The sequence below is a fragment of the Streptomyces sp. UG1 genome (genome assembly GCF_049974585.1).
Lineage (GTDB): Bacteria > Actinomycetota > Actinomycetes > Streptomycetales > Streptomycetaceae > Streptomyces.
In genome coordinates this window covers 152,725-165,927 of record NZ_JBNGGG010000014.1, presented here as the reverse complement: position 1 = coordinate 165,927, position 13,203 = coordinate 152,725, and the positions used below count along the sequence as shown (strand labels likewise).

The following is a 13,203-nucleotide window of genomic DNA, read 5'->3' as shown; positions in this document are numbered from 1 at the left end:
GTCGGGATGATCCCTCGGTCCTCCGTCCCTCGGCTGGTCATCGCCGCGCCGGCCTCCGGCAGTGGGAAGACCACCGTCGCCACGGGGTTGATGGCCGCGTTCGCCGCGCGGGGGCTCGCCGTGTCTGCGCACAAGGTCGGGCCGGACTACATCGATCCCGGGTATCACGCGCTCGCGAGCGGGCGGGTGGGGCGGAATCTCGACGCGTATCTCTGCGGGCCGGAGTTGATCGGGCCGTTGTTCCTGCATGGGGCGCGCGGGTGTGACATCGCCGTTGTCGAGGGCGTGATGGGGCTGTACGACGGGGCGGCGGGGGAAGGTGAGCTGGCGTCCACCGCGCAGGTGGCGAAGTTGCTGCGGGCGCCGGTGGTGCTGGTGGTGGACGCCTCGTCGCAGTCGCGGTCCGTTGCGGCGCTCGTGCATGGGTTTGCGTCCTGGGATCCTCAGGTGCGGGTCGGGGGCGTGATCCTCAACAAGGTCGCGTCGGATCGGCATGAGGAGCTGCTGCGGGAGGCGTTGGACTCGGTCGGGGTGCCTGTGCTGGGGGTGCTGCGGCGGGTGGCTCAGGTGGATACGCCTTCGCGGCATCTGGGGTTGGTGCCGGTCGCGGAACGGCATGCCGATGCGGTGGAGGCTGTGGCGGCGATGGCGGCGCAGGTTGAGCGAGGGTGTGATCTGGAGGGGTTGCTGGGGCTGGCTCGGGGGGCGGGTGCGTTGTCGTGTGCGGCGTGGGATGCGGCTGAGGCCTTGGCTTCCTCGCCCCCGCCGCCCCTTCCCGTCCCGACCCTGGGGGCTGCGCCCCCAGACCCCCGCTTCGGCCCTGAACGGGCCTCGTCCTCAAACGCCGGACGGGCTGAGATTGCCGGACCGGCGTCGAGAAGTGCGGCCTCCTTCGGGGCTCCGGACGAGGCGGTGATCGCGGTTGCCGGTGGATCTGCGTTCACGTTCTCCTACGCCGAGCACGCTGAACTTCTCACCGCCGCCGGTGCCGAAGTCGTCCCCTTCGATCCGCTGCGGGACGAGCAACTTCCCGACGGCACACGCGGCTTGGTCATCGGCGGCGGGTTTCCCGAGGTGTACGTCGCTGAGTTGTCCGCCAACGAGGCACTGCGCAAGGCCGTCGCCGATCTCGTGGCGGCCGGTGCTCCCGTCGCCGCCGAGTGTGCGGGGCTGCTCTATCTGTGCCGTGAGCTGGACGGGCAGCCCATGTGCGGGGTGCTGGACGCGCATGCGCGGATGAGTGAGCGGCTCACCCTCGGGTATCGGGACGCGGTCGCCGTCAGCGACAGTTCCCTCGCCGTCGCCGGGACGCGGATGCGGGGGCACGAGTTTCACCGGACGGTCGTCGAGCCCGGCTCGGGTGCCGCCCCGGCCTGGGGGATGCGCAGCCCGCGGCGGCGTGTCGAAGGTTTCGTACAGCAGGGCGTGCACGCGAGTTATCTGCACACGCACTGGGCCGCGCAGCCCGGTGTCGCCCGTCGGTTCGTGGAGAGGTGCCGGACGTCATGAGCAGCAGCAGGTTGGTCGGGGTGGGGGTCGGTCCCGGGGATCCGGAGCTGGTGACCGTCAAGGGGGTCAATGCGCTGCGTGCCGCCGATGTCGTCGTCGTGCCAGTCATGGACACGGGGGAGCGGGGGCGGGCCGAGGCGACCGTGCTGCACTACGTGCCCGAGGAGAAGGTCGTGCGCGTGGTGTTCGCGCTCAACGAGCGGACCGACCGGGCGCGGCGCGAGGCCGCCTGGGACGCGGCCGGTGAGCGTGTCGCCCGGCTGCTCGCCGAGCATCGCGTCGTCGCCTTCGCCACCATCGGCGACCCCAACGTGTACTCCACCTTCACCTACCTCGCCCAGACCATCGGCGAGCTGGCCCCCGGCACCGCCGTCGAGACCGTGCCCGGTATCACCGCCATGCAGGACCTCGCCGCACGGTCGGGTGCGGTGCTCACCGAGGGCACCGAGCCGCTGACGCTCGTGCCCGTCACGGCGGGGGCGACGGTGCTGAAGGAGGCGCTCGCCGGGCCCGGGACCGTCGTCGCCTACAAGTTCGGGCGGCAGGCGGCCGAGGTCGCCGAGGCACTGCGGCAGACCGGGCGGATCGACGACGCGGTGTGGGGGTCGGCGCTGGGGCTGGCGGAGGAGTCGATTCGGCCGGCCGCCGAGCTCGACGACGCCCCTCTCCCCTACCTGTCGACGCTCATCGCACCCGCCCGGCGTGACGGCGGACGCGGCGGCAAGCTCTGACGCCCGCCCGGCACGCCCGGACATCCACCCCGCTGACCCCTGTAGGAGAGGACCGATCCCCCATGGCCGATGCCCCCACCGGCAAAGTGACCTTCGTCGGTGCCGGCCCCGGCGCCGCCGATCTGCTGACGTTCCGTGCCGCGCGTGCCATCGCCGAGGCCGACATCGTGATCTGGGCGGCCAGCCTGGTCCAGGCGGAGGTCCTCCAGCACGCCCGCGAGGACGCCGAGATCCTCGACTCGGCCACCATGTCGCTCGAGGACGTCGTCGCCGTGTACGAGCGGGCCCGGGCGGAGGGCCTGAGCGTCGCCCGCATTCACTCCGGCGACCCGGCCCTGTGGGGCGGCACCCAGGAGCAGCTGGACCGGTGTGCCGCGCTCGGTGTCGCCACCGAGGTCGTGCCCGGGGTCTCCGCCTTCTCCGCCGTCGCCGCGCTCGCCCGGCGGGAGCTGACCATCCCCGAGGTCGCGCAGTCCGTCGTGCTCACCCGGCTCGGGGGCGGCAAGACCCCGATGCCGCCCGGGGAGGAGGTCAGGGAGTTCGCCAAGCACGGCACCACGATGGCGGTCTTCCTGTCGGCTGCCCGCAGCGGACAGTTGGTGCGGGAGCTGCTGGAGGGCGGCTATCCGACCTCCACGCCGGTCGTCGTCGCCTATCAGGCGACCTGGCCGGAGGAGCTGATCGTGCGGTGCACGGTCGGCACCCTGGAGGAGACCGTCAAGGAGCACAAGCTCTGGAAGCACACCCTGTTCCTGGTCGGCCCCGCCCTCGACGCGCACGGCACGCGCTCGCACCTCTACCACCCCGGCCACTTCCACGGGTACCGCAAGGCCGACCCGGAGGCCCGCCGGGCGCTGCGCGAGAAGGGGGCCAGTACGTGATCACCGTCGTCGGTACGGGGACGGGGGCGCCGCTCGACGAGGACGTGCTCGGCGGGGCCGAACTGGTCGTCGGCGGGCGGCGGCATCTGGATGCCGTACGGCCGACTGATGGGGTGGAGCGGGTTGTGCTGGGGGCGCTGGCTCCCGCCCTCGATGTCATAGCGGAGTACGTGGAGAAGGATCGGCGCGTGGTCGTGCTGGCCTCCGGTGACCCGGGGTTCTTCGGGATCGTGCGGGTGTTGGCCGAGCGGTTCGGGGCGGAGCGGCTGGATGTGCGGCCGGGGGTGTCCTCCGTCGCCGCCGCGTTCGCGCGGATCGGGTTGACCTGGGACGACGCGGTCGTCGTCAGCGCGCACGGGCGGGATCTGCGGACGGCTGTGAACGTGTGCCGGGCGCGTCCGAAGGTGGCCGTGCTGACCGGTCCGGGTGCCGGGCCCGCCGAGCTGGGGGCCGCGCTGGTCCGCAGGGCCGAGTCACGGGTGCTCGTGGTCGCCTCCGCGCTGGGCTCCGCCGGCGAGCGCGTGGAGCGGGTGACGCCCGCGGAGGCCGCCGCCCGGGACTGGGGCGCGTCGGTCAGCGTCGTGCTGTGCCTGGACCCGGCACGGGCGTCGGGCGGTGTGCGTACGGTCGCCGGGGCGGGCGTCGGGCCCACCGCGTGGGCGCTGGACGAGGGCGAGTTCGCGCACCGCGACTCGATGATCACCAAGTTCGAGGTACGGGCGCTGGCGCTGGCCCGCCTCGGGCCCCGCCTGGGCGACCTGCTCTGGGACGTCGGCGCGGGCTCCGGCTCGGTGGCCGTGGAGTGCGCGCGGCTCGGTGCCGCCGTCACCGCGGTCGAGAAGACCCGGGACGGCGTGGAGCGGATCCGTGCCAACGCCGTCGCGCATGACGTCGACGTCCAGGTCGTGCACGGGGCGGCGCCCACCGTGCTGTCCGACCTCGACGATCCGGACGCCGTGTTCGTCGGGGGCGGGGGGCGCGAGCTGCCCGCCATCGTCACCGCGTGCGCGCGGCGCGCCCGGCGCGCGGTCGTCGTCGCCATGGCGGCGCTGGACCGGGTCCCGGCCACGCGCGAGGCGCTGACCGGCGCCGGGTTCGACTGCGACGGGGTGCTGTTGCAGTCGTCCCGGCTGGCGCCGCTGCCGGGGGAAGTGACCCGGCTGGCGGCGACCAATCCGGTTTTCCTGTTGTGGGGCGTCAGAAACCCCGTGGATCGAGAGGGAGTTGCCCAGTGATCGGCCTCATTTCCGCCACCTCGGCGGGGGCGGCGGCTCGGGACCGGCTGGCCGTGGCGTGGCCGGACCGGGTGCGGGCCTACGACGGGCCCGTCGGGGACGCCGTGCGGCGGGCGTTCGCGGAGTGCGAGCAGCTCGTGTGCTTTCTGGCGACGGGGGCGGTCGTCCGGCTGATCGCCCCGCTGCTGGGCGACAAGGCGAGGGACCCGGGTGTGGTGTGTGTCGACGAGGGCGGGCGGTTCGCCGTGTCGCTGGTCGGCGGGCACGGCGGCGGCGCCAATGAACTGGCCCGGGAGGTCGGCGAGTTGCTGGGCGCCGAGCCCGTGGTGACGACGGCGACCGACGCCGTGGACGTGCCCGGCCTCGACACCCTCGGCCTCCCGGTCGAGGGCGATGTCGCCGGGGTCTCGCGGGCGCTGCTGGACGGGGAGCCGGTGGCGCTGCGGGCGGAGGTCGACTGGCCGCTGCCGCCGCTCCAGGTCGGCAGCGCGGGGTCGTACACGATCCGGCTGACGGATCAGCTGGTCGAGCGGCCCGCCGAGCGCGAGGTCGTGCTGCGTCCGCCGTCGCTCGTCGTCGGTGTCGGCGCCTCCAAGGGCGCCCCCGTCGAGGAGATCCTCGGGCTGATCGAGAGCGCGCTCGGCGACGCCGGGCTCTCCCCCGCCTGCCTCGCCGAACTCGCCACCGTCGACGCCAAGGCCGGCGAACCCGGCATCGTCGAGGCGGCGGCCCGCCTGGGCGTCCCCCTCGTCACCCACCCGGCCGACGAGCTGGCCGCCGTGGCGGTCCCCAACCCCTCCGACGCGCCGCTGGCCGCCGTCGGCACCCCCTCGGTCGCCGAGGCCGCCGCCCTGGCGCGCGGCGGTGAACTCCTCGTCCCCAAGCGCAAGTCCACGGCGAGCCCCGCCATGGCGACCTGTGCCGTCGTACGGCGGCCCGGGCGCGGGCGGCTCGCGGTCGTCGGGCTCGGGCCCGGCGCCCGTGACCTGCTGACGCCGCGCGCGAAGGCGGAGCTGCGGCGGGCCTCGGTGCTCGTCGGGCTCGACCAGTACGTCGACCAGATCCGCGATCTGCTGCGGCCCGGCACCCGGATCCTTCAGTCCGGGCTCGGCGCCGAGGAGGAGCGGGCGCGCACGGCGGTCGAGGAGGCCCGCAAGGGGCGGGCCGTCGCGCTGATCGGCAGCGGGGACGCGGGCGTGTACGCCATGGCCTCCCCGGCGCTCGCCGAGGCGTCCGACGACATCGACGTGATCGGCGTGCCGGGCGTGACCGCCGCCCTCGCGGCCGCCGCGATCCTCGGCGCCCCGCTCGGCCACGACCACGTGTCCATCAGCCTCTCCGACCTCCACACCCCCTGGGAGGTCATCGAGCGCCGGGTGCGCGCGGCGGCCGAGGCGGACATCGTGGTCACCTTCTACAACCCTCGTTCACGCGGCCGCGACTGGCAGCTTCCCAAGGCGCTCGCGATCCTCGCCGGGCACCGCACGCCGACGACGCCGGTCGGCGTCGTACGCAACGCGTCGCGGCCGGACGAGTCCAGCTCGCTCACGACGCTGGGCGCCCTGGACCCGGCGTCGGTCGACATGATGACGGTCGTGACCGTGGGCAACACCGCGACCCGGGACATCGCGGGGCGCATGGTGACGCCGCGCGGCTACCGCTGGCAGGAGGGGCAGAGGTGAGGCGCGTCGTCCACCCCATCGAGGAGGAGTCCTACCGGCGGCTGCGCGCCCGCCTCGACACCTCGCACTTCCCGCCGCTGACCCGGGCGGTGGTGGAGCGGGTCATCCACTCGGCCGCCGACCTCGACTACGCGACCGATCTCGTCATGGACGAGGATTCCCTCGAAAAGGCGCATGCCGCGCTGCACTCCGGCGCGCCCGTGGTCGTGGACGTGGAGATGGTGGCGGCGGGCATCACGCGCCGCGAGACCGTCTGCCGGCTGCGGGACGCCGTGGCCGGCCCCGGGCTGACCCGCTCGGCGCACGCCATCCGGCTCGCTCACGAGCAGGTCGGCCCGGGCGCCCTGTGGGTGATCGGCAACGCGCCGACCGCCCTGGAGGAACTGCTCACCCTGGACGCCGCCCCCGCCCTCGTCATCGGCCTGCCCGTCGGCTTCGTCGGCGCGGTCGAGTCCAAGGCGGCGTTGCGCGAGAGCGGGCTGCCCGCCGTGAGCAACGTGTCCGAGAAGGGCGGTTCGGCGGTCGCCTCGGCCGCGCTCAACGCCCTGCTGTACCACCCCGCTTCCCATCCCGATTCCCGTCCCGATTCCCGTCCCGAGGAGAACCTGTGACCACCCCGCCGCCCGCCCTGCTCATCGCCGGTCATGGCACCCGGGACGATGCCGGAGCCGAGGCGTTCCGCGACTTCGTACGGGAGCTGGGGCGCCGCCACCCCGAGCTGCCCGTCGCGGGCGGCTTCATCGAGCTGTCCCCGCCGCCGCTGGGCGAAGCGGTGACGGAGCTGGTGGAGCGAGGCGTACGCCGGTTCGCCGCCGTACCGCTGATGCTGGTGTCGGCCGGGCACGCCAAGGGCGACATCCCGGCCGCGCTGGCCCGCGAGAAGGAGCGGCACCCCGGGATCTCGTACAGCTACGGCCGCCCGCTGGGCCCGCACCCGGCGCTGCTGTCCGTCCTGGAGCGCCGCCTCGACACGGCGCTGGGCACCGAGGGCAGCCGCACGCCCGGCGACCGGGCCGACGTGACCGTGCTGCTGGTCGGGCGCGGCTCGACCGACCCGGACGCCAACGCCGAGGTGCACAAGGCGGCGCGGCTGCTGTGGGAGGGGCGCGGTTACGCGGGCGTGGAGACGGCGTTCGTGTCGCTGGCGGCGCCGGACGTGCCGAGCGGCCTGGACCGCTGTGTGCGGCTGGGGGCGAAGCGGATCGTCGTGCTGCCGTACTTCCTGTTCACCGGCATCCTGCCGGACCGGGTGCGGCTGCAGACGGAGGGCTGGGCGGACGCGCACCCGGAGGTCGAGGTGCGTTCGGCGGACGTGATCGGTCCGGAGCCGGAGCTGCTGGACCTGGTGATGGAGCGGTACAAGGAGGCCGTAGAGGGCGACCTGCGGATGAACTGCGACTCGTGCGTGTACCGCATCGCGCTGCCCGGCTTCGAGGACAAGGTGGGCCTGCCGCAGCAGCCGCACTTCCACCCGGACGACGACGGCCACCACCACCATCATCAGCACGGCGGACACGCGCATGCGCACTGAGGGCGGGCACGACCTGCGCCACCACGGCGACGCCGAGGTCCGTGACGACGGCTCGGCGCTCGTCGACCTCGCCGTGAACGTCCGCGCGGACACCCCGCCCGCGTGGCTGCGCGAGCGCGTCGCCGGGTCGCTGGGTTCCCTGGCGGCCTACCCGGACGGGCGGCCCGCGCGGGCGGCGGTGGCGGCCCGCCATGGCCTCCCGGTGGAGCGGGTGCTGCTGACGGCGGGGGCGGCGGAGGCGTTCGTGCTGCTGGCGCGGGCGCTGAAGGTGCACCGGCCGGTGGTCGTGCACCCGCAGTTCACGGAGCCGGAGGCGGCACTGCGGGACGCGGGCCACACGGTCGACCGCGTACTGCTGCGCGAGGCGGACGGCTTCCGCCTCGACCCGGCGGCCGTCCCCGAGGACGCCGACCTGGTGGTGATCGGCAACCCGACGAACCCGACCTCGGTGCTGCACCCGGCCGCCTCCATCACGGAACTCGCCCGCCCCGGGCGGACGTTGGTGGTGGACGAGGCGTTCATGGACGCGGTGCCGGGTGAGCGGGAGGCGCTGGCGGGCCGCACGGACGTGCCCGGCCTGGTGGTGCTGCGCAGCCTGACCAAGACCTGGGGCCTGGCCGGCCTGCGGATCGGCTACGTCCTCGCCGCCCCGGAGACCGTCGCCGACCTGGAGCGCGCCCAGCCCCTGTGGCCGGTCTCCACCCCCGCGCTCACCGCCGCCGAGGCCTGCGTGTCCCCCCGGGCCCTGGCCGAGGCGGCCCACGCGGCCCACCGCATCGCCGCCGACCGCGCCCATCTGGTCACGGGACTCACCGAGTTCGCCTCGGACGGGCTCCGGGTCGTGGAACCCGCCGAGGGCCCCTTCGTCCTCGTACGGCTGCCGAGGGCCACCGCGGTCCGACGGCACCTGCGCGGCCTGGGGTTCGCCGTGCGGCGCGGGGACACCTTCCCCGGCCTTGGCGAGGAATGGCTGCGGCTGGCGGTACGGGACCGGGCTACGGCCGGCTCCTTCCTTCAGGCGCTGGGCCGGGCGATGACACGGGCATCGGACGCGTAGGTGACGAACGCCGACCAGGTGGTGGGGGACAGGGCGAGCTGTCCTCCGGCCGGCTGCTTCGAGTCGCGCACGTGGATGGCTTGGTCCACGGCGACTTCGATGCAGTTGTCTCCGGAACTGCCGCTGTAGCTGCTCTTGAACCATGCCGGTTCGGTTGTGCTCATGGGCGCTCCTCCGAACGCGGCGTCAGCCTTGGGTGCCGCCTGCATACGCGACGAACGCCGACCAAGTGGTGCGGGACAGGGCTAGCCATCCCTCTTCGGGCTGCTTCGAGTCGCGCACGTGGATGGCCTGGTCCACGGCGACTTCGACACAGTTGTCTCCCTGTGTGCCGCTATAGCTGCTCTTGAACCACGCCAACTCGGTGGTGCTCATAGCGCTCCTCGCATCTGCTTCAGCAGGCTCACGGTCGCCTCATCGCTGAGAGCCTGCGAGCGCATCTTGCCATAGCGCTGGAGAAGGGCGCTGGTGTCTTTCGGGTCGCTGATCAGGGCGCTTCCCTGCTGGCCCTCGAAGTAGCCGAACCACTGATGGTCAGGAGTTTCGGCGAGATACATGGGGCCGTCGAGACCTGCGTGATCCGGCTGTCGCAAGGGCATGATCTGGAGCTGAACGTTGCGAAGCTCGCTGCACTGAAGCAGGTGGTCGATCAAGATGCGCGTGACGTCGTCTCCGCCCGTTCGCCGCTCGACGACGGCCTGCTCGATGATGAAGCTGAACGCCACGTTCTGCTTTCCCGTCAGCAACCGCTGTCGCTCCAGCCGCGCCTCTACCTGTCGCTCCAACTGGTCGTCGGTCAGCGGCGGCAGGCTGCTGCGGAAAACCGCCCGCACATACGGCTCCGGCTGCAACAACCCCGGAATCGCCCGGCATTCGTAAGCGTAGAGCGAGATCGCCTCCTCCTCGATCCCCGCCCACTGCTGGAACCACGACGCCAGCCCTTGCTTCCGCGTCAGATTCCGTGCCGCCGCCCGCAGCACCCTCGGCGCCTCCAGCACCTCACCCGCCCGCTGGATGTACTTCGGCTGCGGGAACCGCCTGCCCTGCTCCAGCTTGGCCACGGCATGCACCGAGTAGCCGACGACGTCGGCGTACTCCTCCTGCGTGAGCCCCGCCGTCTCCCGCAGTGCCTTGTGCACCGCGCCGAACGTCTTGAGGCTGTCCGACACTTCTGGTTCACTGCCCCCGCCTCCGGCTCCCGCGTCCTCGACGTCCACCACGCCTGGCACCTCCCGTACGCATCGCACACGCCAACCCGCCCATGGTCACGGGGCGTTACACACCCTGTCCATCGAACGAACCAGTACAACGCGCTTGTACCAGCGTCGTGCCTGGCTGCGCCGCGCGTTCTGACGGAACGCTGGCCGCATGACCGCACCACGCACCCAATCCCCCGTCACCGTACGTGTGTTCAGCCAGCGCCTCAGCGCCACCCGCCGTGGCGCGCGACTCGCCCGGCGGTTCACGACGCAGCAACTCGACGCATGGGGATTCCCGTACGGCTCCGATGTCTCCGACGCCGCCGCGCTGATCGTCACCGAGCTGGCCGTCAACGCCGTACTGCACGCGCGCGTGCCCGGCCGTGACATCGCCCTGCGTCTGAGCTACGGGCCGGACACGGTCCGCGTCGAGGTGGCCGACGCCCGCGGCGAGCGCCTCCCGCGTGTCTCGGCGCCCGCCGCCGAAGCCGACACCGGCCGTGGCCTCCTCCTGGTCGACGCCCTCGCCACGCGCTGGGGCGTCGACACCGAGCCGGGCCCGAGCAAGACGGTCTGGGCCGAGATCGACCTCTGATCGGTCAGCTCTTCCCCCGGCGCGCCAGCGCCACCGCTCCCCCGCCAGCGACGAGGAGCGCGACCGCGCCGCCCGCGATGTACGGCGTCATGGAGCTGCCGCCGGTCTCGGCGAGGCCGTCGTCGGCGGCCTTGCCCTGGGGCTGCACATCACCCGCCGGGTCGGCGCTCGGGTCGGCCTGCTGGGCGGGCGCGGCCGGGGTCTCGCAGGTCGCCTTCGCCAGGGTCAGGGTGCCCTCGACCTCGGCGACGTTCAGCTTCAGCGGGTTGACGGAGACCTTGAGTTCGAGGGCGGTGGCAGCGGCCGTACGCGAGGTCTGCTCCGTCTTGGAGTAGTCCAGCCGCACGTCGCCCACGCCCGGCACCTCGACGTTCGTGGTGCCGCCGGCGGTCAGTGTGACCTTCTTGCCCAGCACGGTGACGTCGCCAAGCAGGTTGGAGGACGCGGTCGGCGTCCTGCCGGCCTCGCAGGTGGCCTTGGAGGTGACCTGGCCGACCTCGATGAGCGAGAGCAGCGGCAGGCCGGGGACGTGGACCTTGGCGTGGGCGAGGTTGGTGTACCCCTCGGCCTTGCCGTCCTCGGCCGTGGCCTTCGACGATGCGACCTCGGCGTTCAGCACGCTGAAGGGCCGGCCGCCGTCGACACCGTTCAACCGGGCCGTCAGCGTGGCCTTCTCGGCGCTCTGCGGCGCCTGCACTTCGTTGAGGGAGACCGCGAGCGGGACGTTCACGGTCTTGTTGAGCAGGGAGACGTCGAGCCCGGTGCGCAGCACGGCGGCGCTCGCGCGGCCCTCGTCACCGGTCGCGTGTGCGGTGCCCGCGGCGGCCAGGACCGCGGGACCGGCGGTCAGGGCGGTGGCCGTCGCGACGGTGGCGAGACGGCGTGCGGGCAGGCGGAAGTTCTTGCCGTTCAAGGTGGGGACCCCCAGAGGAGACTTGCTAGGGACCCGGCAAGAATTGCGTACCGAGAGTGAACAGTCAGCAATCCGCCAGGACTTCACTCCTACGTGGGGTTTCCGTGAACTTTTTCGAATAGTGCGGCATGGGTGTTCCTCAACGTCACCTCCGTTCCCCCTTGTGCGCGAGCGCTCGCGTCGAGCGCCGGTCGCATGCGAGGTGGTGCGCGCCGATGATGTGCGGCAGACGGTAACGCTCCGTCAACACGGTCGTCGTGGCATCGTGGCCGTCGTGACTTCCCTCCATCGCTACGAGGCGGGCGCCGTCTCGCCCATACGGAATATGGCCGTCCGTCGCTTCCTGACGGAGGTCGGGCTGCCTCGCGAACACATGCTCTTCGCCCCCGACGATCCGGCTCTCGTCACCGCTGAGAACCACGGTTTCGAGATACGTCTCGTCGTCGTCGGAGCCGCGCGTGACCGCTGGTACCTTGACGAGCCCTTCTGCGTCGAGGTCAAGCGCGGCAGAGTCGTCCTGCTCCACGGAATGGATGGCGAAGTCCTCCACGTCAACGCGTCACCGGCAGCATTCCTGGCATGCCTCCAGGAGTTCGCCGCCGGACTTCCCTACGGCACCGTGGACACCGACCCGGAAGAACTCGACGACGCGGCGCAGCGCCTCAGGGACGCGCTGGCGGCCATCGACTACTCGGCGTTCTCCCAGGACTCCTTCTGGGCCGATGTGGTCTACGCCGTGGGGGTCGGCGATTACACGGCGGACTGAGGGTCCCGGCTCAGCCGACGACGCGCCCGTTCAGCACGATCCGCCGAGGCGCCGCCAGGACGCGTACGTCCGCGCGCGGGTCGGACTCGTACACCACGAGATCGGCCGCGGCGCCCTCCTCCAGGCCCGGGCGCCCCAGCCATGCCCGGGCCGCCCAGCTCGTCGCCGCGAGGGCCTCGACGGCGGGGATGCCGGCGGTGACCAGTTCCGCCACCTCGGCCGCCACCAGGCCGTGGGGCAGGTGACCGCCCGCGTCCGTGCCGACGAAGACCGGGATGCCGGCGTCGTAGGCGGAGCGGACCGTGTCGTAGCGGCGTTCGTGGAGGCGGCGCATATGGGCCGACCAGCGTGGGTACCTGGACTCACCGCCGTCGGCCAGCTTCGGGAAGGTCGCGATGTTGACCAGGGTCGGCACGATCGCCACGCCGCGCGAGGCGAAGAGCGGGATCAGGTCCTCCGTCAGGCCCGTCGCGTGTTCGATGCAGTCGATGCCCGCCTCGACCAGGTCCTGGAGGGAGTTCTCGGCGAAGCAGTGCGCGGTGACGCGGGCGCCCAGGCGGTGCGCCTGAGCGATGGCCGCCTCGACCGCGTCCCGTGGCCAGCTGGGAGCGAGGTCCCCGAGGTCGCGGTCGATCCAGTCGCCGACCAGCTTGACCCAGCCGTCGCCGCGCCGGACCTCCTGGGCGACGTAGGCGACGAGGTCCTCCGGTTCGATCTCGTGGGCGTAGCCGCGGATGTAGCGGCGGGTGCGGGCGATGTGCCGCCCTGCCCTGATGATCTTCGGCAGGTCCTCGCGGTCGTCGACCCAGCGGGTGTCGGAGGGCGATCCGGCGTCACGGATCAGCAGGGCGCCCGCGTCGCGGTCGGTCAGCGCCTGCTTCTCCGCGGTGCCGTCGTCGACCGGACCGTGCGGGCCGAGGCCCACATGGCAGTGCGCGTCGACGAGACCGGGCAGGGCCCACCCCTCGACGGTACGGACGTCGCGGGCGCCGACGGGACGGTCGTACGAGATCCGGCCGTCGACGACCCACAGCTCGTCCCGGACGTCGTCCGGACCGACGAGGACCCGGCCCTTCACGTGCAGCACCGCGCGTTCGCTCATGT

Annotated in this window: 15 protein-coding genes; 10 read left to right on the top strand and 5 right to left on the bottom strand. The window is 72.8% G+C overall.

Annotated elements, in window-relative coordinates; all coding sequences use genetic code 11:
• Positions 1 to 6 precede the first annotated feature (6 nt).
• The 8 genes from ACP4J3_RS18030 to cobC all read left to right on the top strand — a co-directional run bounded on the left by ACP4J3_RS18030 (position 7) and on the right by cobC (position 8,626).
• Positions 7 to 1,509, top strand: coding sequence for a cobyrinate a,c-diamide synthase (locus ACP4J3_RS18030; protein WP_426535502.1), 1,503 nt, complete (start codon positions 7 to 9; stop codon positions 1,507 to 1,509).
• Positions 1,494 to 2,240 carry a precorrin-2 C(20)-methyltransferase gene (cobI, locus tag ACP4J3_RS18025; RefSeq protein WP_426535500.1) on the top strand — a complete coding sequence of 249 codons (747 nt, stop codon included), beginning with the start codon at positions 1,494 to 1,496 and terminating at the stop codon, positions 2,238 to 2,240. Before ACP4J3_RS18030 ends, cobI begins: the two co-directional genes overlap by 16 nt.
• 62 nt (positions 2,241 to 2,302) lie before the next feature.
• Positions 2,303 to 3,121, top strand: coding sequence for a precorrin-4 C(11)-methyltransferase (gene cobM, locus ACP4J3_RS18020; RefSeq protein WP_426535498.1), 819 nt, complete (start codon positions 2,303 to 2,305; stop codon positions 3,119 to 3,121).
• A complete protein-coding gene (gene cbiE / locus ACP4J3_RS18015) occupies positions 3,118 to 4,356 on the top strand; it encodes a precorrin-6y C5,15-methyltransferase (decarboxylating) subunit CbiE (protein WP_426535496.1) in 1,239 nt (412 codons plus the stop codon). The genes cobM and cbiE overlap by 4 nt, the downstream gene beginning before the upstream one ends.
• Entirely contained in the window at positions 4,353 to 6,038 is a 1,686-nt protein-coding gene (cobJ, locus tag ACP4J3_RS18010; RefSeq protein ID WP_426535494.1) for a precorrin-3B C(17)-methyltransferase, read from the top strand. The genes cbiE and cobJ overlap by 4 nt, the downstream gene beginning before the upstream one ends.
• Positions 6,035 to 6,649, top strand: a complete 615-nt coding sequence (locus tag ACP4J3_RS18005; protein WP_426535492.1) for a precorrin-8X methylmutase — start codon at positions 6,035 to 6,037, stop codon at positions 6,647 to 6,649. The genes cobJ and ACP4J3_RS18005 overlap by 4 nt, the downstream gene beginning before the upstream one ends.
• Positions 6,646 to 7,569, top strand: a complete 924-nt coding sequence (locus ACP4J3_RS18000; RefSeq protein WP_426535490.1) for a sirohydrochlorin chelatase — start codon at positions 6,646 to 6,648, stop codon at positions 7,567 to 7,569. The genes ACP4J3_RS18005 and ACP4J3_RS18000 overlap by 4 nt, the downstream gene beginning before the upstream one ends.
• Entirely contained in the window at positions 7,559 to 8,626 is a 1,068-nt protein-coding gene (cobC, locus tag ACP4J3_RS17995; protein WP_426535488.1) for an Rv2231c family pyridoxal phosphate-dependent protein CobC, read from the top strand. The genes ACP4J3_RS18000 and cobC overlap by 11 nt, the downstream gene beginning before the upstream one ends.
• Here cobC and ACP4J3_RS17990 read toward each other — a convergent pair.
• From ACP4J3_RS17990 to ACP4J3_RS17980, 3 genes are read right to left on the bottom strand one after another with little or no spacing between them, the layout of a single operon-like run.
• Positions 8,584 to 8,790 carry a DUF397 domain-containing protein gene (locus tag ACP4J3_RS17990; RefSeq protein WP_426535486.1) on the bottom strand — a complete coding sequence of 69 codons (207 nt, stop codon included), beginning with the start codon at positions 8,788 to 8,790 and terminating at the stop codon, positions 8,584 to 8,586. The two genes, cobC and ACP4J3_RS17990, sit on opposite strands and share 43 nt — an antisense overlap.
• 22 nt (positions 8,791 to 8,812) lie before the next feature.
• Entirely contained in the window at positions 8,813 to 9,001 is a 189-nt protein-coding gene (locus ACP4J3_RS17985) for a DUF397 domain-containing protein (protein WP_426535484.1), read from the bottom strand.
• The gene (locus ACP4J3_RS17980) at positions 8,998 to 9,846 is read right to left on the bottom strand and encodes a helix-turn-helix domain-containing protein (protein WP_426535482.1); all 849 of its coding nucleotides are present in this window, start codon (positions 9,844 to 9,846) and stop codon (positions 8,998 to 9,000) included. The genes ACP4J3_RS17985 and ACP4J3_RS17980 overlap by 4 nt, the downstream gene beginning before the upstream one ends.
• 148 nt (positions 9,847 to 9,994) lie before the next feature.
• Between ACP4J3_RS17980 and ACP4J3_RS17975 the strand changes: the two genes are divergently transcribed.
• Positions 9,995 to 10,420: an ATP-binding protein gene (locus tag ACP4J3_RS17975; RefSeq protein ID WP_426535480.1), complete on the top strand. Its 426-nt coding sequence runs from the start codon at positions 9,995 to 9,997 to the stop codon at positions 10,418 to 10,420.
• Positions 10,421 to 10,424: 4 nt separating this feature from the next.
• Here ACP4J3_RS17975 and ACP4J3_RS17970 read toward each other — a convergent pair whose 3' ends face one another.
• On the bottom strand, positions 10,425 to 11,333 hold the full coding sequence (locus ACP4J3_RS17970; RefSeq protein WP_426535478.1) for an SCO1860 family LAETG-anchored protein: 909 nt from the start codon (positions 11,331 to 11,333) through the stop codon (positions 10,425 to 10,427).
• Between the two features lie 274 nt (positions 11,334 to 11,607).
• On the opposite strand from ACP4J3_RS17970, the gene ACP4J3_RS17965 reads away from it, so the two are divergent.
• Positions 11,608 to 12,099 (top strand): SUKH-4 family immunity protein, encoded by a 492-nt coding sequence (locus tag ACP4J3_RS17965; RefSeq protein WP_426535476.1) that lies wholly within the window; start codon positions 11,608 to 11,610, stop codon positions 12,097 to 12,099.
• A 10-nt stretch (positions 12,100 to 12,109) separates the two neighbouring features.
• On the opposite strand, the gene ACP4J3_RS17960 is transcribed toward ACP4J3_RS17965, so the two are convergent.
• Positions 12,110 to 13,201 (bottom strand): amidohydrolase family protein, encoded by a 1,092-nt coding sequence (locus tag ACP4J3_RS17960; RefSeq protein ID WP_426535474.1) that lies wholly within the window; start codon positions 13,199 to 13,201, stop codon positions 12,110 to 12,112.
• Between the last annotated feature and the right edge of the window lie 2 nt (positions 13,202 to 13,203).

Excerpts from the sequence above, each read along its gene's own strand:
- ACP4J3_RS18030 (WP_426535502.1), top strand. The coding sequence starts at position 7 with ATGATCCCTCGGTCCTCCGTCCCTCGGCTGGTCATCGCCGCGCCGGCC.
- cobM (WP_426535498.1), top strand. The coding sequence starts at position 2,303 with ATGGCCGATGCCCCCACCGGCAAAGTGACCTTCGTCGGTGCCGGCCCC.
- cobC (WP_426535488.1), top strand. The coding sequence starts at position 7,559 with ATGCGCACTGAGGGCGGGCACGACCTGCGCCACCACGGCGACGCCGAG.
- ACP4J3_RS17990 (WP_426535486.1), bottom strand. The coding sequence starts at position 8,790 with ATGAGCACAACCGAACCGGCATGGTTCAAGAGCAGCTACAGCGGCAGT.
- ACP4J3_RS17985 (WP_426535484.1), bottom strand. The coding sequence starts at position 9,001 with ATGAGCACCACCGAGTTGGCGTGGTTCAAGAGCAGCTATAGCGGCACA.
- ACP4J3_RS17975 (WP_426535480.1), top strand. The coding sequence starts at position 9,995 with ATGACCGCACCACGCACCCAATCCCCCGTCACCGTACGTGTGTTCAGC.
- ACP4J3_RS17960 (WP_426535474.1), bottom strand. The coding sequence starts at position 13,201 with ATGAGCGAACGCGCGGTGCTGCACGTGAAGGGCCGGGTCCTCGTCGGT.